This window comes from Pontibacter lucknowensis (genome assembly GCF_900156415.1).
GTDB classification, from domain to species: domain Bacteria; phylum Bacteroidota; class Bacteroidia; order Cytophagales; family Hymenobacteraceae; genus Pontibacter; species Pontibacter lucknowensis.
On the sequence record NZ_FTNM01000001.1, the window covers coordinates 1,162,201 to 1,184,141 of the forward strand.

General features: G+C 50.3%; 21 protein-coding genes. 14 read left to right on the forward strand and 7 right to left on the reverse strand.

Features of this window, described 5'->3' with window-relative positions:
* Positions 1-13 precede the first annotated feature (13 nt).
* Positions 14-856 carry a twin-arginine translocase subunit TatC gene (gene tatC, locus BW972_RS05180; RefSeq protein ID WP_007655045.1) on the forward strand — a complete coding sequence of 281 codons (843 nt, stop codon included), beginning with the start codon at positions 14-16 and terminating at the stop codon, positions 854-856.
* A 4-nt stretch (positions 857-860) separates the two neighbouring features.
* Positions 861-1,298, forward strand: coding sequence for a ribose 5-phosphate isomerase B (gene rpiB / locus BW972_RS05185; protein WP_007655043.1), 438 nt, complete (start codon positions 861-863; stop codon positions 1,296-1,298).
* A 15-nt stretch (positions 1,299-1,313) separates the two neighbouring features.
* On the opposite strand, the gene BW972_RS05190 is transcribed toward rpiB, so the two are convergent.
* A complete protein-coding gene (locus BW972_RS05190) occupies positions 1,314-2,678 on the reverse strand; it encodes a hypothetical protein (protein ID WP_143731860.1) in 1,365 nt (454 codons plus the stop codon).
* Between the two features lie 145 nt (positions 2,679-2,823).
* Between BW972_RS05190 and rbfA the strand changes: the two genes are divergently transcribed.
* From rbfA to BW972_RS05235, 9 genes are all read left to right on the forward strand, one after another.
* Positions 2,824-3,219, forward strand: a complete 396-nt coding sequence (rbfA, locus tag BW972_RS05195) for a 30S ribosome-binding factor RbfA (protein WP_007652963.1) — start codon at positions 2,824-2,826, stop codon at positions 3,217-3,219.
* Between the two features lie 17 nt (positions 3,220-3,236).
* Positions 3,237-4,046: a class I SAM-dependent methyltransferase gene (locus tag BW972_RS05200; RefSeq protein WP_076421344.1), complete on the forward strand. Its 810-nt coding sequence runs from the start codon at positions 3,237-3,239 to the stop codon at positions 4,044-4,046.
* Positions 4,047-4,267: 221 nt separating this feature from the next.
* Entirely contained in the window at positions 4,268-5,491 is a 1,224-nt protein-coding gene (locus BW972_RS05205) for an ABC transporter permease (RefSeq protein ID WP_007652958.1), read from the forward strand.
* Between the two features lie 41 nt (positions 5,492-5,532).
* On the forward strand, positions 5,533-6,210 hold the full coding sequence (locus tag BW972_RS05210; RefSeq protein ID WP_143731862.1) for a hypothetical protein: 678 nt from the start codon (positions 5,533-5,535) through the stop codon (positions 6,208-6,210).
* A gap of 180 nt (positions 6,211-6,390) precedes the next feature.
* A complete protein-coding gene (locus tag BW972_RS05215; protein WP_076421346.1) occupies positions 6,391-9,324 on the forward strand; it encodes a DEAD/DEAH box helicase in 2,934 nt (977 codons plus the stop codon).
* A gap of 369 nt (positions 9,325-9,693) precedes the next feature.
* Positions 9,694-10,134: an SRPBCC family protein gene (locus BW972_RS05220; protein WP_076421347.1), complete on the forward strand. Its 441-nt coding sequence runs from the start codon at positions 9,694-9,696 to the stop codon at positions 10,132-10,134.
* Between the two features lie 145 nt (positions 10,135-10,279).
* Complete coding sequence (crtD, locus tag BW972_RS05225) at positions 10,280-11,776, forward strand: 1-hydroxycarotenoid 3,4-desaturase CrtD (protein ID WP_076421348.1); 1,497 nt, start codon at positions 10,280-10,282, stop codon at positions 11,774-11,776.
* Complete coding sequence (locus tag BW972_RS05230; protein WP_076421349.1) at positions 11,769-12,452, forward strand: carotenoid biosynthesis protein; 684 nt, start codon at positions 11,769-11,771, stop codon at positions 12,450-12,452. Before crtD ends, BW972_RS05230 begins: the two co-directional genes overlap by 8 nt.
* A gap of 127 nt (positions 12,453-12,579) precedes the next feature.
* Entirely contained in the window at positions 12,580-13,218 is a 639-nt protein-coding gene (locus tag BW972_RS05235) for a TetR/AcrR family transcriptional regulator (protein ID WP_234986300.1), read from the forward strand.
* Between the two features lie 84 nt (positions 13,219-13,302).
* Here the strand turns inward: BW972_RS05235 and BW972_RS05240 are convergent, their stop codons facing one another.
* The 3 genes from BW972_RS05240 to BW972_RS05250 all read right to left on the reverse strand — a co-directional run bounded on the left by BW972_RS05240 (position 13,303) and on the right by BW972_RS05250 (position 14,639).
* A complete protein-coding gene (locus BW972_RS05240; RefSeq protein WP_007659864.1) occupies positions 13,303-13,545 on the reverse strand; it encodes a DUF6952 family protein in 243 nt (80 codons plus the stop codon).
* A gap of 3 nt (positions 13,546-13,548) precedes the next feature.
* A complete protein-coding gene (locus BW972_RS05245; protein WP_076421350.1) occupies positions 13,549-13,869 on the reverse strand; it encodes a thioredoxin domain-containing protein in 321 nt (106 codons plus the stop codon).
* Between the two features lie 146 nt (positions 13,870-14,015).
* A complete protein-coding gene (locus BW972_RS05250; RefSeq protein WP_076421494.1) occupies positions 14,016-14,639 on the reverse strand; it encodes a Tll0287-like domain-containing protein in 624 nt (207 codons plus the stop codon).
* Positions 14,640-14,825: 186 nt separating this feature from the next.
* Between BW972_RS05250 and prfA the strand changes: the two genes are divergently transcribed.
* The 3 genes from prfA (at position 14,826) to BW972_RS05265 (ending at position 18,082) form a co-directional block, all read left to right on the forward strand.
* Positions 14,826-15,902 (forward strand): peptide chain release factor 1, encoded by a 1,077-nt coding sequence (gene prfA, locus BW972_RS05255; RefSeq protein WP_076421351.1) that lies wholly within the window; start codon positions 14,826-14,828, stop codon positions 15,900-15,902.
* A gap of 217 nt (positions 15,903-16,119) precedes the next feature.
* Positions 16,120-17,490: a hypothetical protein gene (locus BW972_RS05260; protein ID WP_076421352.1), complete on the forward strand. Its 1,371-nt coding sequence runs from the start codon at positions 16,120-16,122 to the stop codon at positions 17,488-17,490.
* Positions 17,491-17,656: 166 nt separating this feature from the next.
* Positions 17,657-18,082, forward strand: a complete 426-nt coding sequence (locus tag BW972_RS05265) for a secondary thiamine-phosphate synthase enzyme YjbQ (protein ID WP_076421353.1) — start codon at positions 17,657-17,659, stop codon at positions 18,080-18,082.
* A 13-nt stretch (positions 18,083-18,095) separates the two neighbouring features.
* Here the strand turns inward: BW972_RS05265 and BW972_RS05270 are convergent, their stop codons facing one another.
* The 3 genes from BW972_RS05270 to gpmI form a co-directional block, all read right to left on the reverse strand.
* On the reverse strand, positions 18,096-19,589 hold the full coding sequence (locus BW972_RS05270) for a M43 family zinc metalloprotease (RefSeq protein ID WP_083674076.1): 1,494 nt from the start codon (positions 19,587-19,589) through the stop codon (positions 18,096-18,098).
* 137 nt (positions 19,590-19,726) lie between these two features.
* Positions 19,727-20,302 (reverse strand): hypothetical protein, encoded by a 576-nt coding sequence (locus tag BW972_RS05275; RefSeq protein WP_076421354.1) that lies wholly within the window; start codon positions 20,300-20,302, stop codon positions 19,727-19,729.
* Position 20,303: 1 nt separating this feature from the next.
* Positions 20,304-21,836 (reverse strand): 2,3-bisphosphoglycerate-independent phosphoglycerate mutase, encoded by a 1,533-nt coding sequence (gpmI, locus tag BW972_RS05280; protein ID WP_076421355.1) that lies wholly within the window; start codon positions 21,834-21,836, stop codon positions 20,304-20,306.
* Positions 21,837-21,941: the final 105 nt, after the last annotated feature.

The window sequence follows — 21,941 nt, forward strand, 5'->3', positions numbered from 1 at the left end:
TAAGCCATCATTAATGGACCAACCACACCTCGAGGGAGCGGAACAGCAGCAGGAGATGTCCTTTGTGGACCATTTGGAGGAGTTGCGGTGGCACATTATAAGGTCAGTAGCCTCCATCCTGGTGTTTGCTACAGCGGCCTTTCTAGCCAAAGGCTTTGTGTTTCACGATATCATCTTAGCTCCGTCACGTACCGACTTTCTAAGCTACCAGATGATGTGTAAGGTCAGCCAATATTTTGGATCGAGCGCATTCTGTATAGAAGACTTGGGCTTTACGATACAAAGCCGGCAAATGAGCGGCCAGTTCTCCATGCACATCATGGTATCGCTGGTACTAGGCTTAGCCTTGGCCTTTCCGTATGCTTTTTGGGAGATTTGGCGCTTCGTGAAGCCTGGCCTATACCCGCAGGAACAGCAAAACTCACGTGGGGCGGTGTTCTGGGTATCGGTACTGTTTGCGATGGGCTTGCTCTTTGGCTATTATGTGGTAGCTCCCATCTCGATCAACTTCCTGGCCGGCTATCAGGTGGATCCTTCTATCGTCAATGAGTTTGACTTGTCCTCCTACATCTCGACACTAACCACGCTTTGCCTGGCCTGTGCCTTTATGTTTGAGTTGCCGGTCATTGTGTACTTTTTCACAAAGGCGGGGCTTCTCTCACCGGAAATAATGAAGCTGTATCGCCGACACGCCATTATCGTGATCCTGATTGTATCTGCGGTAATCACACCTCCGGATGTGATTAGTCAGCTGTTGATATCCTTTCCGCTGATCATTCTGTATGAAGTAAGTATTAGTGTATCAAGGGGAATTATTCAGCGCGATTTGAAAAGACTGAACGAAAATAACGCTTAAAACTATGGGATATAAAATAGCAATCGGCGGAGACCACGCCGGCTTTACATACAAGAGCCTGCTGAAACAGCAGTTGGAGGCGGCAGGCCACGACGTGACAGACTTTGGTCCTGGTTCAGATGCTTCAGTGGACTATCCGGATCATGTGCATCCACTGGCGAAAGCTGTGGTGAACAAGGAAGCCGACTTTGGTATCCTGATCTGCGGAAGCGGAAACGGGGTGGCCATGACAGCCAATAAGTACCAGGAGATCAGAGCGGCACTTTGCTGGCAGACAGAGCTGGCTAAGCTGTCCCGTGAGCATAATAATGCCAACATCCTTTGCATACCTGCCCGCTTTGTGTCACAGGAGGTAGCAGCGGATATGACACGCGTATTCCTGGAGACAGAATTTGAAGGTGGACGCCACCAAAATCGCGTAGATAAAATTCCAGTTTGCTAAATCAGGTGTAGCAGCTTAACGAGCTTTTCTATAAACTGCCGCTGTTTGCGTAGGTTCATAACCTTCGAAAACGGACGGCAGTTTGTGTTTTAGCTGCGGCATAAGCCCGGCCTGGTCTACGATGTACTCAGGGCTTTCCAGGCGGAAGTTCTGATAGAGGTCATACACAGCCTGGTACTCGTCGAGTCGGCCAAAGTGGCGTTGTGATAACTGCCAGTTCAAATATGGCGTAGCCAGTTTATTGTGCTCATAATAGCTCAGGTCATCACCCAGCACTAAAACAGAGCTACCCCTAACCGTTCCGCTCGCACCGCCCTTCGGCAGCAATAACTGCGAGTCATCGATCTTCACAAAAGAAGCTAAACCCAGTGGCTGTCGATAACGAATAAGCAATACCCCACCTAATAGGATAAAAAACATTAGGTTTAGTATCCATTTCTTCATGCGGCTTGTGAACAGGAATTCGCCGAAATAGGCGATAGGCGGCAGTATGATTACGAAGGAGCCTACAGATAGCTCGTTGCGGGTGATCAACACCACAATACTCACCACGAGCCATACCGTCATGAGTTGCTGAAACTTGCCCTGGAACACCAGACGCTGAGGCAGTGAGGTCGTGCTGATCAGCGAAAGCAGTAAAAGCCCTGCAGGCAGCGCCAGTGCCAGCGCCAGGTGAGCCGGCGGAACCAGCGGGTTGATGCCGAACTGCCAGGGTTGCAGCAAGTGCATCTCTGCAAAATAAGACGCAGTATTGGTGTAAAGGTAATAGGTCACCAGCACGGCATAAGGAAAGGCAAAGCCACAAAGCATTAACAGAAAGCTGCGGAAGGTGTTGGAAGCAAAAAGTACAACTCCAAAGGCCGCCACCAGCAGAAAAAGCGCTAAAGGCAAATAACTCAGCGCTGCAAGACCCACCATAAATCCTCCTACAAACAGGCGGTTGTTTTCAAAGCCCTCTCTCGAGATGGTAATAATATAAGGGAGCGACAGAATGACAAAGGTATTGCCGATGAGCAGTGGCGTTAGCATGTCAAACTCAAAGGTAAGGCTACCCATAAGCAGGTATAGCAAAGCAGGTATGTAGCCTTTGCCTGCGTATACCTGGTGCCGGTTGAGTGTCAGGTTAAGCATAACCGCCTGAAAGAGGAGCAGGAATGTCGCCGTGAGTCTGTAACTCAGGTAGGAGCGCCCTGCTATCACATCGATGGTCCAATACACAAAGGCAGAAAGCGGTGCTGTGGTGTCGTAGATATCGCGGTACATGGCAAAGCCATCCCCCATGCGTTCGCCTACCAGCATGTACAGCAGCTCGGATGCAGTAGCAGGTATACCCAAAAAGATGAGAGGCAACCGGATAGCCAGGAACAGTAAGACCAGCAAAAATAAGCGGGAAGGCAGTATGCTTCGGAAGTAACTAATCAAAGGAAGACGGAGTTAGAAAGAACTATACACCAGCCTGAGCCGAAATGAGTACGGCACAATTGGGGTAAAAATGCGAAATTAATATGATATTTGCATCTTCAATATGGAAAGTAAAAGACAACAGAAGTTTTCGCGCCTTATTCAGAGGGAGTTGGCAGAGATATTCCAACGGGAAGTGCCACACTTGTTCGGCGGAGCCTATATATCGGTAAGCGTTGTGCGTATGTCGCCTGACCTAGGTCTAGCGCGTGTATACCTGAGCGTGATGAACGCCAAAGACGGCAATGAAATGCTCCTGCAGGAACTGCGGGTCAATACCAAAACCATTCGTCATCTGCTAGCCCAACGCATCAAGAAGCAAGTGCGTGTTATACCTGAGCTCGTGTTCTTCCTGGACGATACTGCTGAGTATGCCGCTAAGATCGACAAGTTGTTTTCCGGCCTGGACATACCACCTGCTCCCGAGGAAGACGAGGAGGACGATACCTATACCCGCTAAGAATCAGCAACACCCTTATGCAGTACGATCCGATTAAGCGCGTGCTGGGCGATGTGTTCAACAAGACCCCATTCCTGCGCCGCATATTTTATAACATGCTGGACCTGCTCCTGCTGCGTGCCTGGCACGTACACAAGGAATTGCGTGAGTGGGCCGCAAACCGTAAAACCGAAGAGCAACACATACTGGATGCAGGCTCTGGCTTTGGACAGTATACCTACTGGCTATCGAGTCAGAGCAGCAAATGGAGTATACTGGCCGTCGACGTAAAAGAGGAGCAGATATCTGACAGTAACCGCTTTTTCAGGGCGATCGGGCGGCAGAACGTGCTGTTCCGTATAGGCGATCTGGTAAAATACCGCGAAGAGAACACCTACGACCTGATTCTTTCAGTAGACGTAATGGAGCATATTCTGGAGGATGTGGAAGTATTTCGCAACTTTCAGGCGTCACTGGTGCCAGGCGGTATGCTGGTTATCTCCACTCCGTCTGACCAAGGCGGCTCGGATGTACATGGCGATGATGAAACGTCGTTTATAGAGGAGCACGTGCGCGATGGCTATAACATTCGGGAAATTCAGGATAAGCTCTTTTCAGCAGGCTTCAGCAAAGTAGAAGCGCGCTACTCCTATGGCAAGCCAGGGCAGATCTCGTGGCGACTATCGATGAAGTACCCGCTCCTGATGCTTAATACTTCTAAAGCCTTTTTTATCCTGCTGCCATTTTACTACCTGATTACCTTCCCGATAAGCCTCGTGCTGAACTGGTTTGATGTAAACGGCAAGCACGCCTCAGGCACAGGCCTGATCGTGAAAGCCTGGAAATAAATTAAAACGGTTATTTGTTGATTGTTAAATTGTTGATTCCGCAAAATGATTAAATTGCCCAAGAGGCTGTAATGCGATTCGGGAGTAATCTTCTTCTTAGGCAGGTATAGCATGTATCAGGTGGTTTTAAATTAAGTCTTTTAAGAAGCCTTTGGCGGCCAGATAATTCATTGAAAGAACAAGCAACAATAACCTTTAGCCCAAGCACCCAAAACTGCTAAATGAACGTCCCTTATCTCATAGCGAAGCGTTATTTTTTCTCTAAGAAGAAGAGGAACATCATCAGCATTATCTCCAACATTGCCATGATCGGGGTGGCAGTGGGTACGGCGGCGCTTATCATTGTGCTGTCGGTGTTCAACGGCCTCGAAGACCTTATTCGTACGATCTATACCAGCTTTGACCCTAATTTGAAGATATCGGCGGCAGAGGGCAAGTCATTCGAGACGGATACCGAGTTCATGAACCGCATACGCCGTACCCCTGGTGTAGCGCTGGTGACTGAGGTGATAGAGGACAATGCGCTGCTGCGCTACAATGACCGCCAAATGGTGGTGAAGGTCAAGGGTGTAAGTGAAAACTTCTTTGAGCAGAACCGCATAGGCTCTTCCGTGGTGGAGGGTGACTACAACCTGTATGCTAACGACAACTACTACGCCCTGGTAGGCCGGGGCGTTCAGTACCAGCTCTCTATCAGGACGAGCAGTCAGTTCACGTACATGCAGTTCCTCTATCCGCGCAATACCAAATTTAACCCACTCAATCCCGAAGGAGCCTTTAAATCGCTACAAATAACCCCGGGCGGCGTGTTTGCCATCGAGCGGCAGTACGACGACGCCTATGTGTTTGTGCCTATACAGTTTGCGGAGGAGCTCATGGAATACGGCCGGCGGCGTACCGCCATTGAGATCAAGGTAGAGGATGGCTACCGCATCGAAACAGTGAAACGCTCTTTGCAAAAAGTACTGGGCGAAAGCTTTTTGGTCCAGAACAGCGACGAGCAGCACACCAGTCTGTTGCGAGCGGTAAAGGTCGAGAAGCTTTTCGTGTTCATCACCTTTGCCTTTATTCTGCTTATAGCCTCACTCAACATCTTCTTCTCCCTCTCCATGCTTGTCATTGATAAGAAGAAGGATATCGCTGTGCTTGCTTCCATGGGTGCCACAAAGGAGCAGATACGCAACATATTTTTGATTGAAGGTGCTTTGGTGGCTTTTATCGGGGCGTCCTATGGCCTGTCGTTGGGGATGCTGATTGCCAACCTGCAGCAGACTTTCGGCATTGTTTCGATGGGCATGGCCACTTCGGTGGTTGACTCCTACCCTGTTAAGCTTAAGTTGATGGACTTTGTGCTGACAGGTGCCGCCATCGTAATCATCACCATGCTGGTGTCTATACGTCCGGCTCGCAAAGCTGCAGCCATGTCTGTGCGGGACAATCTGTAAGGTATAGCCTCCGCCCTTCTTCACGCTTTATGCTACTTGCCTTGAGAGCTCTTCTGCCGTTTTCTTTAGCCCTCCTGTTTGGCTGTTCTTCAACCGAAACCGATACTTCGACAGAGGGAGCTGCAGCAGGTATAGCGCTGACCGAAACAGGGGCCCATGCCGTAACCCGAAGCAAAGTCCCTTTTTTGTGGCGTGAGCAGGCGTACGATGCCAGCCTGCATGACTCTATTAGCATCATCACTATTGATCAGAAGCTGGCCGAGGAGCTGACTGATGCCGAGCGGGCAGCGCTGGGCTATGTTACCACCTTTATCGGCAGTGAGTGTGACTGGGACGGCAAAGCGAACCCGGAATTCAGCAACCTGAAATGTAAGACCCTTTCTGCGTTGAAGTTGGGCTACCAGTGCTCCATCGAGCACCTGGGCTTTCTGCAGCACTGGTTCCGGAATGATCAGGAAGTGCTGATACAATTGGCTTCCTGTCCCCGCATACCTTTTACCGCTTCAAGCCAGCAAACTTTTGACGAAATATACCTGACCACACAAGGCGATACGATCAATGTATGGTTTAGTGCAAGTGGTGTGAACTTGCCGATGAATGCTACTTGGGAGTGGACAGAGGAAAATATTTTCCTGGCTCAGGATGATGCGATTAGCCTGGTGAGAACAAATAAATCAGAAGTAATTAGAAGCGAGCTTAAATTTGACGAGGGGCTTTAAGGTTCTATAGAATATATGATATGCTCTATATATTGAGATTAAAAGTCTTTAATGTGCCTGAGCGGATAATTATATACTGAAAATATAAAAATAGTTTGATTCGCGGCGGTAATTTCAAGAGTGTAAGGTAGGAAATCAGGAGTTTTGGGAGTAAATTTGAAGTCCTAAAATTGTACCTGTATGAAAGTATACACCACACAGCCGTTTCAGGTAATCTATTCGTTGTTTGAACACGAATACCTGGGATACCTGTTCGAATCTTTTGTGGTGCAGATCAATACCAAGGGGCAGCTGACTTTACAGCACCAGAATATTTCTGCCAAAAATGCCGATGAATTTGCTTCCCGTCTCGATGACAAAGATTTCAAGCTAATTGCCCTGATCGATCAGATCCAGCAGGACGCTGTACTGAAGAAATTTTCTCCCAAGAAGCTATCCCCTGCTGATTTCTTCCTGAAGGTATATGACCCGGAAAAGGGCGATAGAAACATGCAGGAGGCGATCAGCCATTACATACAGGTGCGCATGGGCAAAATTCTGGAAATGCTCGAGGACAGGCGCACGTTCATCATGGGCAAGGACGGTGACCCCGCCTGGAAGGAGATTCAGGTGGCGGCTGACAAGGCGACTGTGCGCTTTCACTTACACCGAAACGAGGACAACACCCACTACTACCCTACCATTAAATACAAAGGCGAAAAGCTGAACTTCCAGTATCGCAATGCTGCCCTGATCTGCTACGAGCCTGCTTGGCTGATGCTGGATGAGGTAGTTTATAGTTTTGAGAATGGCATTGATGGCAAAAAGCTGCAGCCTTTCCTCAATAAGAAGTTTATTCTGATTCCGCGATCGGTAGAGGAGAACTACTACCGCAAGTTTGTGACCTCCCTGGTGGAGTCCTTTGACGTGAAACCAAACGGTTTTGAGATCAAACCGCAGAAGTATCGGCCTAAGCCTCATCTGAACTTCTCCGAGATCAAGTCGGCTGAGGTGTCTGCGCTGCTGGGCAACGGAGGAAGTGAGGCGAGCAAAGTGGATAAGGCTGCCGCGGCCGACAAAATCCTGTTTAACCTGTCGTTCAGGTATGGCGATCACATGGTAGAAGCCCAGGATGCCAAGCGCATCAGTGTGAGCATGGAAAAAACGGAGGATTCCTACATTTTCCATAAGCTGATACGTGATGCAGTGCACGAAAAGCAGTACGTGAAAGAACTTGCCAATCGTGAGCTGGAAGTGAAGAACGGGCAGGCTGTGTTGGATAAAGGCGCTGCTTTCTCATGGCTCAACAACAACCTGCAGGCGCTGGAGGAACTAGGGTTTACGGTGGAGCAGTCTGAGAAAAGCGGTAAGAACTATTTTATAGGTGAGATCTCTGTAAATGTAGGTATAACCGAAAACAACGACTGGTTCGACATCTACGGCACAGTGCGTTTCGGCGAATTCGAAATTCCTTTTATCAAGCTTAAAAACCATATCCTGACCCGCAACAACGAGTACCTGTTGCCAAACGGGCAGGTGGCCATTATACCTGAAGAGTGGTTTACGCAGTATATCGAGCTGTTTGCCTTTTCGGAAGGCGAGCACCAGCTTACGCTGCGAAAGCACCACATGGCACTGGTGAACGATCTGCAGAACGGTAATCTGGCGCAGGTAACGATGACACGCAAGTTGGAGAAGCTGCGTGAGTTTGACGAAATAGAAGACAAGCCTCTGCCAGCTGGCTTCCTGGGTGAGCTGCGTCCTTATCAGAAAGCAGGGTACAACTGGCTTCACTTTGTGAAGGATTACAAGTTTGGTGGCTGCCTGGCTGATGACATGGGCTTGGGTAAGACCGTGCAGACCTTGGCTATGCTGCAGCACCGCAAAGAGAACGGCGCCGAATCGGCCTCCCTATTGGTGATGCCAACTTCACTGATTTACAATTGGCTGAACGAGGCGCAGAAGTTCACCCCGGAGTTGCGCATCCTGACTTACACAGGCACTTACCGCGACAAAAATGTGGAGCAGTTCAAGGACTATGACCTGGTGCTGACCTCCTACGGCATAGTACGCCTCGACACGGAGCTGCTCAAGACCTACTACTTCGACTACATCATACTGGACGAGTCGCAGGCTATCAAAAACCCTGACTCCAACACTTCAAAAGCAGTTCGTTCGCTCAAGTCGCGTCACCGCCTGATTTTGACGGGTACACCAGTCGAGAACAGCACAATGGACCTGTGGTCGCAGATGTCGTTTATTAATCCGGGCCTACTGGGCAATCAGCACTTCTTCCGAAACGAGTTTCTGAAGCCGATCGAAAAGGAGAAGGACGAGCACAAGACACGCCGACTGCATGCCTTGATCAAACCTTTTATCCTGCGCAGACACAAATCGCAGGTGGCTCGTGAGCTGCCGCCGAAGATTGAGCACACCACTTTCTGTAAAATGACGGAGGAGCAGGAGCATGCCTACGAAGAAACAAAGTCATATTACCGCAACAAGATCCTGACGAGCCTGGAGGAAAACGGGCCGGGCAATACACAATTTATGCTCTTGCAGGGTCTGATGAAGCTCCGCCAGATTGCCAATCACCCTTCCATGACTGACCCGGCCTATGAAGGCGAGTCGGGTAAGTTGAAAGAGGTGATGCGCATGACCAAGAGCATAGTAGCCAAGGGGCACAAAGTGCTTATCTTCAGCCAATTCGTGAAGCACCTGGAAATAATACGGCAGGTGCTGAATGAAAAGGAGATTACTTACGCATACCTGGACGGTAATACCAAAAACCGCCAGCAGCAGGTAGAGCTCTTCCAGAATGATCCAAGCATACAGGTGTTCCTGATCTCTCTGAAAGCCGGTGGCGTGGGCCTCAACCTGACCGCTGCCGACTATGTGTTCATTCTGGACCCATGGTGGAACCCGGCTGTAGAGGCGCAGGCAGTTGACCGTGCCCATCGCATCGGGCAGCAGAACAAGGTGTTTACTTACAAGTTCATCACCAAAGATACCGTGGAGGAAAAGATCCTGGCGCTGCAGAACCGGAAGATCCAACTCGTAACCGACCTGATCAGCACGGACGAAAACATCATCAAGAGCTTGACGAAAGAGGATATCGACAACCTGTTGAGTTAAGGATGAATTGCTGAATTGGTAATTGCTAATTGTTGGTTCGATAGCGAGAGATTATACCGAAGCCGCAGCATGTTGAGTGTTGCGGCTTTTCTTTTGTGCTCACAGTAATATAGTAGGTATAACCTTATGGTTATTGTTTGGTTATTAGAGGTAGTTCTTAGGTATAGGTATAGCCCGGCTCGCAGGTATAGAGGGAAGGCCCACGTTTTCACCGACTTTTGCCAATCACCCCTGGCTCGGCAAGTGCTAATTAAGCTGGCTATACCTGTTTAAAAGCCACAAGCTACTATTTTCCCCCGCTCATTGGAGCGGCGACAGGTGCAAATGAGGACCAACAATTTAACCATCAGTAATTTAGCAATCAAACAAATGCGCCTCCACCTGAAGACGATAGTACAGCAAGACTTTCTGAGCGTTTTTAATGCTTTTGACGAGCAGCTGTTCCGGGAGTTGGCTCCACCCTACCCGCGGCTGAAACTATTGCGGTTTGATGGCAGTGCCCCAGGTGACGTGGTGGAGGTGGAGCTGCAGACAGGTATAAAAGCCTTCCGCTGGACCAGCCTGATTACGGAGCGGAAAATAACGGACACAGCTGCCTGGTTTGTGGACGAAGGTCAGGAAGTGCCCCCTCCCCTGCGAAACTGGCGACACAAACATTTAATTACGAAGCAGGGCAGCGGCGCTTTTATCCACGACATCATCGACTATAGCACAGGGTATAAAGTACTCGACTTACTACTGTATCCGCTGATGCTAGCTGCCTTTGGAATGCGCGGGCCGGTTTACAGAAGGCTATTCAGGCAGGTATAGTTTAGCTGAAGCCTCAGGTATAGATAAGCTCATTAGGTATAGGTATAACACGGAATCAGCCTGTAGTAAAGAGCCAAATCTTTAAAACCTTTGCTATACCCTTTCAGTTAAGTGCAGAGAAGAAATAATCTGCTTAAATTAGGGTATGACAAAGGCGACCATTATCGGTTCAGGTATAGGAGGCATCGCCACGGCTATCAGGCTGGCGGTGAAAGGCTATGACGTGACTGTGTTTGAGGCCAATGCTTCGTTTGGGGGCAAGATGCACCAGTTCGACCTGCAGGGCTACCGCTTTGATGCCGGTCCTTCGCTGTTCACGCTGCCGCACCTCGTCGACGAACTCTTTACCCTGGCGGGTCGCAATCCATCCGATTACTTTACCTATACCCGCCTCGACCCGATCACGCACTACTTTTGGCCCGATGGCAGTCAATTGAAGGCCTATGCCGATGCTGAGACCTTTGCCGTTGAGGCGGAGCAGCAGCTGGGGGTAAAGGCGCAGGATGTACGGGATGTTCTGGCCAAAAGTGCCCGGCTTTACAAGGGCACGGCTGATACCTTTCTGCACAAATCCCTGCACCGGCTTGATACTTACCTGAGCGCTGATGTGCTTAAAGCCTTGGGTTGCCTGTCGGACCTGGGGCTGACTACGACCATGCACGATGCCAATACCAGGCTGTTCAAGGACCCGCGTTTTGTGCAATTGCTCGACCGCTTTGCCACCTATAACGGCTCCGACCCTTACCAGGCACCGGGTACACTCAATCTGATCCCGCATCTGGAGCATAACATAGGCGCTTTCTACCCCAAAGGTGGCATTTACAGCATTGCCGCCAGTCTGGTGAAGCTGGCCGAGGAGCTGGGCGTGGCCTTCAGGTATAACGAACGGGTGGAGCGGATCATTACCCAAAATGGCAAAGCAACAGGTATAGAAACCAGCTCCGGCAGGTATAACGCTGAGGTGGTGGTGAGCAACATGGATGTAGTGCCGACCTACCGCCGCTTGCTGCCCGACCAGCCGGCGCCGGAGCAGACCCTGCAGCAGCCGCGCTCCAGCTCTGCATTGATCTACTACTGGGGTATAGCCCGTGAGTTTCCGGAGCTGCACCTGCACAACATCTTATTCAGCCAGGACTACAAAAAGGAGTTCGAGCACATCTTCCGGCACAAGTCCATCAGCCCAGACCCGACCGTGTATGTGAACATCACCTCCAAAATGGAAAAGAGCGATGCGCCTGCCGGCTGCGAGAACTGGTTTGTGATGGTGAACGTGCCGCACCACCAGGGGCAGAACTGGGAGCAGCTCATCAGCACCACCCGCCAGTCCGTGACAGATAAGCTCAGCCGTATGCTGCAAACTGACCTAAGCAAACTGATCGCCTGCGAACAGGTGCTGGACCCATTGCTGATTGAGCAGCAGACTTCATCGTATGCGGGGGCACTTTATGGCAGCAGCTCCAACAACCGCATGGCGGCATTTCTGCGGCACCCGAACTTCAGCTCTAAACTCAAGGGGCTTTACTTCTGCGGGGGCAGTGTGCATCCTGGGGGAGGTATACCACTCTGCCTGCTTTCTGCCCGTATAGTAGGAAGTCTTTTGCCTGTCGTAACACCAGCTAACAAATCTAAACAGCATGCCTGATACCACTCAAACATACCAACCGGCTATACCTTTGCAAGAACGGCTCAAACCCTATGCTTTTAGCATAGCTTTAGGTGTGTTGGCTATTTTTCATGCAGTAGGCTTCTGGGGGCTGATGTTTAGTGGCGAACCCGAAAAGTTTCAGCGGCTCACACCTATGAACCTGCTGCTGACTAACTTCCTGCTTTTTTCTTTTCACAGACGCTGGAATGTAGCCTTTATACTCTTCGCGGTTGCAATCATGGCGGCTGGCTTCTTTGCGGAGGTGCTAGGTATACACACCGGCTTGCTGTTTGGGGACTATGCCTATGGTGAGTCTTTGGGTATAAAAGTGCTGGACGTGCCGCTATTGATCGGGCTTAACTGGCTAATGCTCGTTTACACTTCGGGGCATTTGGTTAATATGGTGCAGCTGCACTGGCTTGCCAAAGCTGCGCTGGCTGCACTGCTTATGGTTGGGCTCGACTTCTTTCTGGAGCCGGTGGCTGTGGCTTTTGACTTCTGGGACTGGCATGGAGGGCATATTCCATGGTCTAATTACACAGGGTGGCTGGGGCTGTCTTTCCTGTTTCAGCTGTATTTCCAAAAAGCCCCTATCTACAAGCATAACCGGCTGGCGCCTTACGTTTACCTGGTACAGGCGGTGTTCTTCATCAGTATTTGGACCTTGCTGTAGGCCTCCTCGTAACAGATTAGTGAATAGCTTGTAAGGCGCCTTGCATTATGTTACATTTGCAAGCTTTAAAATGCAAGTTAATATATACATCAAGCATCTAACTGCGTAATGAGTATATACCTACTCCATGCATAAGCTTGATGATCTACCCTACTCCATGACTTTTTTAGAAACCATATTAGGTGAACTCCTGCAGATCTTTAAGCGGGAAGGCATAGATGCGAACTCAGATGCAGACCTGATCAGGAAACTTGACATCCGTCAGTCAACTTTTCAGGAGCTTTTCTCGAGCCGTGAGAATATGGTGAAGCAGGTGATCCTGTACGATATGGAGGTAGAAAACAGGAGGCAGATGGAAATGCTCTCCAAGGCTACGAACCCTGTAGAGGAAATTATGCTGCTCCTGCAGGATGGTATCAGGACCATCAAACAGGTGAACCCCATTTATATCGCAGATCTGCAAAGATATCCGGAAGCCTGGCAGTTGAGCATGCAGAATGTGATCGAGAATAACCAGCATGTAAACGCTGAGATCCTGAACAGGGGCATATTGCAGGGTTACTTCCGCAAAGACATTAACCTGCAATTGGTTACAAAGATCATTCTGGAGCAATTCTTCATGATGATAAACCCGGTATCATTTCCGCCTGAAAAGTATGATTTGGCAGAAGTGTTCCGCAGCATCTACCTGTACTATGTGCGTGGCATTTGCACCGACCTGGGAGGAAAACTGGCAGAATCATATTTCGCAAAGAATAGCATGTAGACTGAAAGCATACTATAAAAAGCATCAGGCCCCGAAACGATACGCTTCGGGGCCTGATGCTTTTAGAGATTATCAGTTATAAGATTAACTGATAGAAACGCGCACCTTCTTTGTGTATTCACGGAGGGCGGTTTTGAAATCCACGCCGTTGTCGTTCATGTAGTTCAGGATCCAGGCAGCAGCTATCACGTGTGTCAGCTGTTCGCCTTCGTCATCTCCTTCTACTTCAATGGCAAGCGGCTGCTCCTCCATCAGGGCCTCTTCGGCGGCCGTCAGGTTTTCCAGCGACTCAGTTTCTACCAGTTTCTTGATTGCGGGTATCTTCATTTCTTAAACAGTCAGTTTGTTGATCAGATCACGTACAGCTTCTTCTTTGCTGGCAGCCACTGTATCTACCAGTTTGCCACTCCTGAATACGGCAAAGAAAGGCAGGTTGGTCACGCCAGCCAGTTTGCGGGCCTCAGGACTTGTTTCAGCGTTAACGTCCACGAAGGCCACGTTGGCAAAAACTTCTTCGTCAGACATGCGCTTGAACTTAGGCGCAAACAAACGGCAGCTGCCGCACCAGTCCGCGTAGTATTTCACTACCACGTTTTGGTTTGAGTTGAGTACGTTATTGAAATCGTTATCGGTTGCTACTATTACAGCCATGTTATTCTTTTTATAAGATTAAACATCAGATCAGGTATTGCCTAATCATACTAGGTGCAAAGTTAAATGTTTCAGACCAAAGATGCAGTGATGTTTGTCACCATTACACGGTTGTCCGGGCTAAAACAGCAACACAGAAGGATTGTTTAGCGGGGACGGCGGCTTTTCTTGGGCTGGTCGTTGAGGTAAGCCACCAGGTCCATTTTGTCGAATGTAAGCTCCCACATACCCATCAGATCACCTCTCCTGTAACCAATGGCCTGGTCCTGTGGGTATTTTTCTTTGATCAGAGCATAATCGGTTTCGCTTACATCCTGACCCACCGTGCCATGGCAGCTGAGGCAGCTCTCGTCGCGCAGGTAGATCGGGGAGGTATAGCGGATCTCGTCCTTAGTCAGCGCCTCAACCTTTGATGCACGCTCCTGTCCGCTGCTATACCTGGCCAGCATCTGGGCTGTGGCCCCTTTAGCTTGGTTTTGGGGGTTACGAGGCTGCTCTCTGAAGCGGCGCGAGATGGCGCCAAACTTGTGCTGCAGTGCTTCTACTTCCTCGTAGTTCTCAGGTTGGCAGTAAGGTATAGCGGCCTCCACACCGCCCTGCGCAAGGTGCCCGGCCATGCGTTGGACGTGCAGGCGTTGGGCTACCACCACAACAGAATCGCCATGTTTCAGGGCGGCATTGAGGATATCCTGTTGGGTGAGGCGCTTGATCTTATGGCGCTCCAGTTCCTGTGCGATTTCCTTTCCTCCCTCTATGGGTTTTACTTTCACATCGCAGCTTGAAACTAACAGGACTATACTTAGGGTTATGATGGCAGACAAAGAGCGGCTGTTGAACATCTTTCAGAGCAAATTTGTATTAAGATAAGCTAGAGATAAACCCATTGCTTGATACTTATGTTTTATTACTTCAACGCCAATTTAGTATCTTTGCAGCTATAAAACCATAACAGAACGATGTTAGATAAATTAGAAGCCATTAATCACCGGTTTGAGGAGGTGAGCCAGCTGCTTATCCAGCCTGATGTGGCCAGCGACATGAAGAAATTCAAAGCGCTGAATAAAGAGTATAAAGACCTTGACAAGATAGTAGTAGAGTATAAGAAGTACCTCAACATCCTGAGCAACATCGACAGCGCCAAGCAGGTGATCGCGACGGAGAAAGACGAGGAGTTCCGTGAGATGGCCAAGGAGGAACTGGACGAGCTGCTGCCACAGCGTGAGCAGATGGAAGAGTTGCTGAAAGAGTTACTCATACCAAAGGATCCGAATGACAGCAAAGACATTATCATGGAGATTCGTGCTGGTGCCGGTGGCGATGAGGCTTCTATCTTCGCTGGTGACCTGTACCGCATGTATACCCGCTTTGCTGAGAAGATGGGCTGGCGCACCGAACTGATCGATGCCACAGAAGGTACATCGGGCGGCTACAAAGAAATTATAGTGGGTATGTCCGGCGAGGACGTGTACGGCAAGCTCAAGTTTGAGTCGGGTGTGCACCGTGTGCAGCGTGTGCCTGCCACCGAAACGCAGGGTCGTATCCATACCTCGGTTGCCTCTGTGGTAGTACTGCCAGAGGTAGAGGAGTTTGACATCGAGCTCGACATGAATGACATTCGCAAGGACTTGTTCTGTTCTTCAGGCCCGGGTGGTCAGTCAGTAAACACGACTTATTCAGCCGTTCGTCTGACGCACTTACCAACCGGTTTGGTGGCTCAGTGCCAGGATCAGAAGTCGCAGCTCAAGAATTTTGACAAAGCCCTTGCTGTACTGCGCTCCCGTATTTACGAGCAGGAATTGGCTAAGAAACTGGAGGCCGAAGGTGCTCAGCGTAAGAGCATGGTAGGAAGCGGCGATCGCTCCGACAAGATCCGTACATACAACTACCCACAGGGCCGTGTAACGGATCACCGTATCGGGTACACCGTGTACAATCTGCCTAACGTAATGGACGGCGGTATTGAAGATTTCGTGGAAGAGCTGCGTATAGCAGAGAACTCCGAGCGTCTGAAAGAAGGTGCTACTGCTGAGTAATCCGATTATGTGAGATATATTTAGGAATGTGGTGCAGCCGAAAGCTGCGCTGCATTCCTTTTTTATTTTATCCCTAACTTGCTAATAGCTGAATCCTTCATTTACTTTAGCTGTATACCTATGCAGCTTTGGAAAAGCAGAGATGAAATTTCAATTCTGACTGCTCGTTCAGATAGATAACAACCATTTAACCATTCAGCAATTTAACAACCTCCCCTTGAAATACCTGCTCGCTATACTGCCCCTCCTATTTCTGCTCTCGATGGTGGGCTGCGAGCCGAAAGAGGAGGTCGTGACCAACGACCCGGATGCGATGCTGCGCTTTTCGGCAGATACGGTGCTGTTTGATACCGTGTTTGTCACGCAAGGCAGCGTCACGAGGCGCCTCAAGGTATACAACCCCCAAAAGAATGCCGTTCGCATCAGCAGTATCAGCCTGGGGGGGGGTAATACATCTCCTTACAAACTGATCATCAACGGACAGCAAACCCCCATTGCTAATAACCTGGAGCTGCGCGGGCAGGACAGCCTCTATATACTGGTGCGCGTGAACATCAACCCGGCAGATCAGAACCAGCCCTTCCTGGTAGCCGACTCTATTCTGTTTCATACAAACGGAAACCAACAGAACGTGAAACTGGTAGCCTATGGGCAGGACGCTGTGTTTCATCAGAAAGGGGCGATCGGCAGTACCACCTGGACGGCAGGCAAACCGCACGTGCTGCTCGACACAGTACTCTTGCGCGAAGGAGCAACACTGACCATTGAGAAAGGGGCACGCATATTTGCTACTAACAAAGCGGTGTTGTTGATCAACGGGACGCTGCAGGTGGAGGGCACGCCGGAGGAGCGGGTTACATTTTCAGGTATACGACGCGAGCCAGCCTATGTCAATGCGCCTGGTCAGTGGGAAGGTATACGCATTCTCACTGGCAGCCAGAACAACACCATCCGCTATGCAGACATCCGCAACACGATTCGCGGCCTCCGGATCGGCAATCCCGGTAAGGGGGGCACTTTGGTGGAAGGTTGTGCTATACAGTATGCATTCCTGGACGGCATTGTGGCTTTCACTTCAGATGTGAAGGTGGTGAATACGCTGATCCAGAACTGTGGGCAGTATAGTTTTGGGGGCCTGGGTGGTGGCAACTACGAAGTGCTGTACTCGACCATCGTTAATTATCAGAACCAGATGCAGCGTGAGACACCGGCCTTCGTGATCGCTGACTTTATACCTGGAACCGATATCCGTAATCAACCCACTCAGTTAAAGCTGGTCAACAGTATCGTCTACAGCGACGGCTCCAGCTACGCAAACGAGGTGTTGCTGGAGGGTGATATATCCGCAGAGGTAGCACACAACATACTGCGCACGGAGGCTTACAGAAACACACTCAATATCAACGGGAACCTGCTCAACATCGATCCTAAGTTCAAAGACGTACGCAAGCAGGATTTCAGGCTTGACACCCTCTCCCCTGCCAGCAGCGCTGCGCTGCCTCTGCCAGGTATAAGCAAGGACCTCAAAGGTATAGAGCGTAGCGTAAGTAAACCCGATATAGGTGCCTTTGAGCGGGTTGTTGATTGAGTGAATTTGATTAATGGTGCAATGGTTAAGGAAGCAGGCACTTTATATCTTCGTTTACCCGAATGGTGTATTCACGTATGAACCATAACAATCGACTCAATTAGAAGTCATCCATAAAAACCAATCACTCATTCACTCCATCACTCATTCACTAACTCAAAAAAACATGTGGTTTCAGAAAGAGATACGCTTGCCAGCCGTAAAACGTGGTTTTCACCTGATCACCGACCTGCTTACAGCACAACTGCCTGAGCTGGAGAACTACAGAGTTGGGCTGGCGCATATCTTCATCAAGCATACCTCTGCCAGCCTTTGCATCAATGAAGATGCGGACCCTACCGTGCGGCAGGATTTTGAAAGCCACTTCAATCACATAGTACCTGAAAATGCTCCCTATTACCGTCATACCATGGAAGGCCCTGACGATATGCCAGCGCACCTGAAGGCTGCCTTGCTGGGTAGTTCTGTTACGGTGCCGATCTCAGATGGGGAGTTTAATATGGGAACCTGGCAAGGCGTATACCTGTGCGAGCATCGCAACCATGCTTCTAAGCGCACAGTAGTGGTTACCCTGCAGGGCGAAGGCTACTAAGGTATAGACACCGTTACTTCACAATACTCACTTTCGTAACAGCGATACCATTGGTGCTGGTCGTGCGCAGGAGATACATACCGGCTGGCAGGTGCTGCACATCCAGTCTGATCACTCTCTCTTCTACCTGTTCGCGCAATAGCACCTGCCCGTGACGGTTCATTAGCTCGACCACCTGAATTTGCTGGCGGGCTGCCTGCTCTAGTATGATATAGCCACTTGCCGGGTTCGGGTATACCTTCACATTCTCTGCTGTTACGTAGATATACTCCTCTTTGGAAAGGGTGTGGCTCGATTTCTCATTGGAGGTGGTGAGGGTGACGCGGTACCTGCCCGGCCGGTTATACCTGACGGTGGGGTTCTGCGCTGTGGAAGAGGCAGGCGTGCCGCCCTCAAACTCCCATAGCCACTGTGTAGGCTTGAAGCCAGCAAATGAACCCAGGAACTGAACCTGATCGCCGGGAGCCAGCAGGGTATCTTGAGGCTGGGCGGTGCTGAAGCGGGAGCGCAACTCACCAGTGCAGGCTGTTGACTCAAACATATACCCGCGGGCTGACTGCAGTATACCTTGCATGTAAGCGGCTTGGCCTTTGGTGAAAAGGCTCATGCAGGCATCATCAGAGTAATCCATGTAGTTTTGCCACATATTGCCATAAGGGCCGTTGTCGCACGATACCTCTATTCCGTCCGGGCAGCCATCCGTCTGCGTGAGCTGATTGGGGGTGTCATCTATATCATCGGTGTCGTTGCAGGTCATGCCATTCCCCCAGATGTGCTTCAGGCCCAGCCAGTGACCCACTTCGTGCGTAGCGGTGCGTCCCCGGTTATAAGCCCACAGGCTGTTGTTAAATGGAGCTGCTCCCACTGTACGATAGTGCAGCACCACTCCATCGCGATCGGGTAAGGCGCTGGGTGAGGAAGCGTATCCTATGCTGCTGGTGCCCAGGTTGCCTATCCAGATGTTCAGATACTGTTTTGTATCCCAGGCATCGAGGCCACCGTTTGCCGTGGACTTAATCTGATCCGAGAAATAGCTGAAGCTCTCTTTGTTAGTTAGGGTGCGGGTGATTCCTGATGTCGGATTGCCATTCGGATCTACCATGGCCAGGCAAAATTCGATGCGGGTGTCAGCGGCGAAAGATCGAAAGTAATCGGGAGTATTGGTAGTGTCCGCATTGAGACGGCGAAAGTCCTCGTTCAGGACGGCAAGTTGCGAAAGCACCTGTGTATCGCTGATGTTTTCGCTGCCGGTTTTATAGACTACATGGAACACTACCGGTATGGTAATGGTAGCCTGCTGCATGGCCTGTCCGGCGGGTCGTTGGCGCATGAGCTGCTGTACGGCCTGCTGCGTTCTTAAACTCCGCTCCTCAAAGCCAGGGTCCTGTCGTTTTAAAACCTCCAGGTATGCCTCTGTGCTGCAGCCACGGCCTTGTTCTGTTGTTTGCGCAAAAGCGAAACGAACAAAGGCAAAGGTCAGAAATAGTGCTAGGGTACAGACACGCATACACACAGATCAAACAGGCATCGAAGAGCACAAGCGCAGATAAAGTACATAGCTTGAGCGGCTTAGTAGAGCAAAATACGCAATTTAGCCCTTAAAAAGGAAATCAGGACAACAAGAGATTGCTTGTTCAGACTTGCTTACAGATTGGCATCAACACGATAGCGAAGCGAATCTCCGAAAATAAGCTTCTGCACACCCTCTACCCGATAGCCAGACAAATTACCAGATCCTGGTTCTGCAGTCAGGCTGATGTTTCTTTTAGAGTAAAACAGCAGATTTTCTTCCAGCACCACCGCTTCGAGACGTTCCAGCTTCTGGAACGGCGACACCGTAAGCTGGAGGCGTTCTACAGGGGCAGCTGCTTCGGCATCTTTTGTGAAAATGCTCACTGTGCTGCCATTGGGCAAGGTATGGCGCTCCTCTTTATAAAAATCGCGCAGGGCAGGTCGGCTCAGATCTACCTCCTGAAAAATGGCTAATTCCTTTTCCCAGTCCATCTCCTCCATCTGAGCGGTTTCAGTCGGCTGCCCTTTAGTGATAACCGACTTCAGCACAGGCGGCTGTTCCTGTTGCAGGCGGGCCGTCTGCTCTTGCAGGTAACCTGTCAGGTCATAGGCAGGCTCTTTCCCCTCTGCAAGTGGCGGCGTAGGGCGTTCGCAAGCCGTGACACCCCACAGCAGGGCAAATAGTCCGATGATGCGATAGCTGCTCAACTTACTGCGCTTTCTGAAGAAGTGATTCGCCGGTCATTTCTGCTGGCTGCGCTATACCCATCAGGTCCAGTATAGTCGGGGCGATATCGCCCAGTTTCCCTGGCCTTAAGGTACCATTGTAGTCATTGCTCACCAGTACGCAAGGTACCAGGTTAGTAGTGTGGGCCGTGTTCGGTGTGCCATCCGGGTTGATCATGAAATCAGCATTACCGTGGTCCGCTATCACAATCACGTCGTAGTCGCTTTCCAGAGCCGCATTGATCACCGCCTCGGCGCAACGGTCTACTGTTTCACAGGCTTTCACAGCGGCATCGAATACACCGGTATGGCCCACCATGTCCGGGTTGGCGAAGTTGAGACAAATAAAGTCGGCTGTTTTTTGCTGGAGCTCCGGCATTATCGCATCACGGATCTCGTAGGCGCTCATCTCAGGCTGGAGGTCATAGGTGGCTACCTTTGGTGATGGGCACAACAGACGCTTTTCGCCATCAAATGGTAGCTCGCGACCACCGGAGAAGAAGAAGGTCACGTGAGGGTACTTTTCAGTCTCGGCAATGCGAATCTGCTTGCGGCCAGCTTTGGCCACCACTTCGCCGAGGGTATTGTTCAGGTTGTCCTTCTCAAATATGGCATCCACGCCCACAAAGGTTTCGTCGTAATTGGTCATGGTGATGTACTGCAGGTTGAGCTTGTGCATGTTTTGCTCAGGGAAGTCCTGCTGTGTAAGTGCCTGCGTGATCTCCCGGCCACGGTCAGTGCGGAAGTTAAAGCAGATCACCACATCGCCGTCTTTGATGGTGGCGATTGGCTGCTGTTCATCATTTACTTTTACGATAGGCTGAATAAACTCATCTGTAACGCCTGCATTGTAAGAATCCAGTACCGATTTGATGAGGTTTTGCGAAGGTGTACCCTTGCCATGCACCAGCAGGTCGTAAGCCAGTTTCACGCGCTCCCAGCGGTTGTCGCGGTCCATGGCGTAATAGCGTCCGATCACAGAGGAGATGGTGCCGGTCGTGTTTTCGAGGTGCTGCTCCAGGTCGTTGATATACTTCACGCCCCCTTTGGGATCTGTGTCGCGGCCATCCATAAAGGCATGGATGTATACCTTGTCCAGGCCATAGTCGAAGGCGGTTGTGCAGAGCGCCTTAAGGTGCTTTATATGAGAGTGCACGCCACCGTCTGATAGCAGCCCGATCAGGTGTACGTCCTTCTTGTTTTCCTTGGCAAAGGTATAAGCGCCAGCAAGTGCCGGCATGGCAGCCAGTTTATGCTCTGCGATGGATTTATTGATACGCACCAGATCCTGGTACACCACACGACCAGCGCCCAGGTTCATGTGGCCTACCTCTGAGTTGCCCATCTGCCCCTCCGGAAGCCCTACCGCCTCACCAGAAGCTTGCAGCGTCGTGTGCTGGTAGGTCTGAATGATATGATCGTAGAAGGGCGTATGCGCCTTATGAATAGCTGAAACCTCTGGATTGGTGGCGATTCCCCAACCATCCAGAATCATGAGCATTACCTTTTTATCCATAGTGCAAATATAAGATAATCTGTGGTGCCTTATGGCTTATGTAGCTGATTTATGCGTTGGTAATGGGAAGCCTCACCATAAATGCTTAAATTGTAGCTGATGCCG

Coding starts and splice junctions, on each gene's coding strand:
- tatC (WP_007655045.1), top strand. CDS start 14: ATGGACCAACCACACCTCGAGGGAGCGGAACAGCAGCAGGAGATGTCC.
- rpiB (WP_007655043.1), top strand. CDS start 861: ATGGGATATAAAATAGCAATCGGCGGAGACCACGCCGGCTTTACATAC.
- rbfA (WP_007652963.1), top strand. CDS start 2,824: ATGGAAAGTAAAAGACAACAGAAGTTTTCGCGCCTTATTCAGAGGGAG.
- BW972_RS05200 (WP_076421344.1), top strand. CDS start 3,237: ATGCAGTACGATCCGATTAAGCGCGTGCTGGGCGATGTGTTCAACAAG.
- BW972_RS05205 (WP_007652958.1), top strand. CDS start 4,268: ATGAACGTCCCTTATCTCATAGCGAAGCGTTATTTTTTCTCTAAGAAG.
- BW972_RS05215 (WP_076421346.1), top strand. CDS start 6,391: ATGAAAGTATACACCACACAGCCGTTTCAGGTAATCTATTCGTTGTTT.
- BW972_RS05220 (WP_076421347.1), top strand. CDS start 9,694: ATGCGCCTCCACCTGAAGACGATAGTACAGCAAGACTTTCTGAGCGTT.
- crtD (WP_076421348.1), top strand. CDS start 10,280: ATGACAAAGGCGACCATTATCGGTTCAGGTATAGGAGGCATCGCCACG.
- BW972_RS05230 (WP_076421349.1), top strand. CDS start 11,769: ATGCCTGATACCACTCAAACATACCAACCGGCTATACCTTTGCAAGAA.
- BW972_RS05235 (WP_234986300.1), top strand. CDS start 12,580: ATGCATAAGCTTGATGATCTACCCTACTCCATGACTTTTTTAGAAACC.
- BW972_RS05240 (WP_007659864.1), bottom strand. CDS start 13,545: ATGAAGATACCCGCAATCAAGAAACTGGTAGAAACTGAGTCGCTGGAA.
- BW972_RS05245 (WP_076421350.1), bottom strand. CDS start 13,869: ATGGCTGTAATAGTAGCAACCGATAACGATTTCAATAACGTACTCAAC.
- prfA (WP_076421351.1), top strand. CDS start 14,826: ATGTTAGATAAATTAGAAGCCATTAATCACCGGTTTGAGGAGGTGAGC.
- BW972_RS05265 (WP_076421353.1), top strand. CDS start 17,657: ATGTGGTTTCAGAAAGAGATACGCTTGCCAGCCGTAAAACGTGGTTTT.
- BW972_RS05270 (WP_083674076.1), bottom strand. CDS start 19,589: ATGCGTGTCTGTACCCTAGCACTATTTCTGACCTTTGCCTTTGTTCGT.
- gpmI (WP_076421355.1), bottom strand. CDS start 21,836: ATGGATAAAAAGGTAATGCTCATGATTCTGGATGGTTGGGGAATCGCC.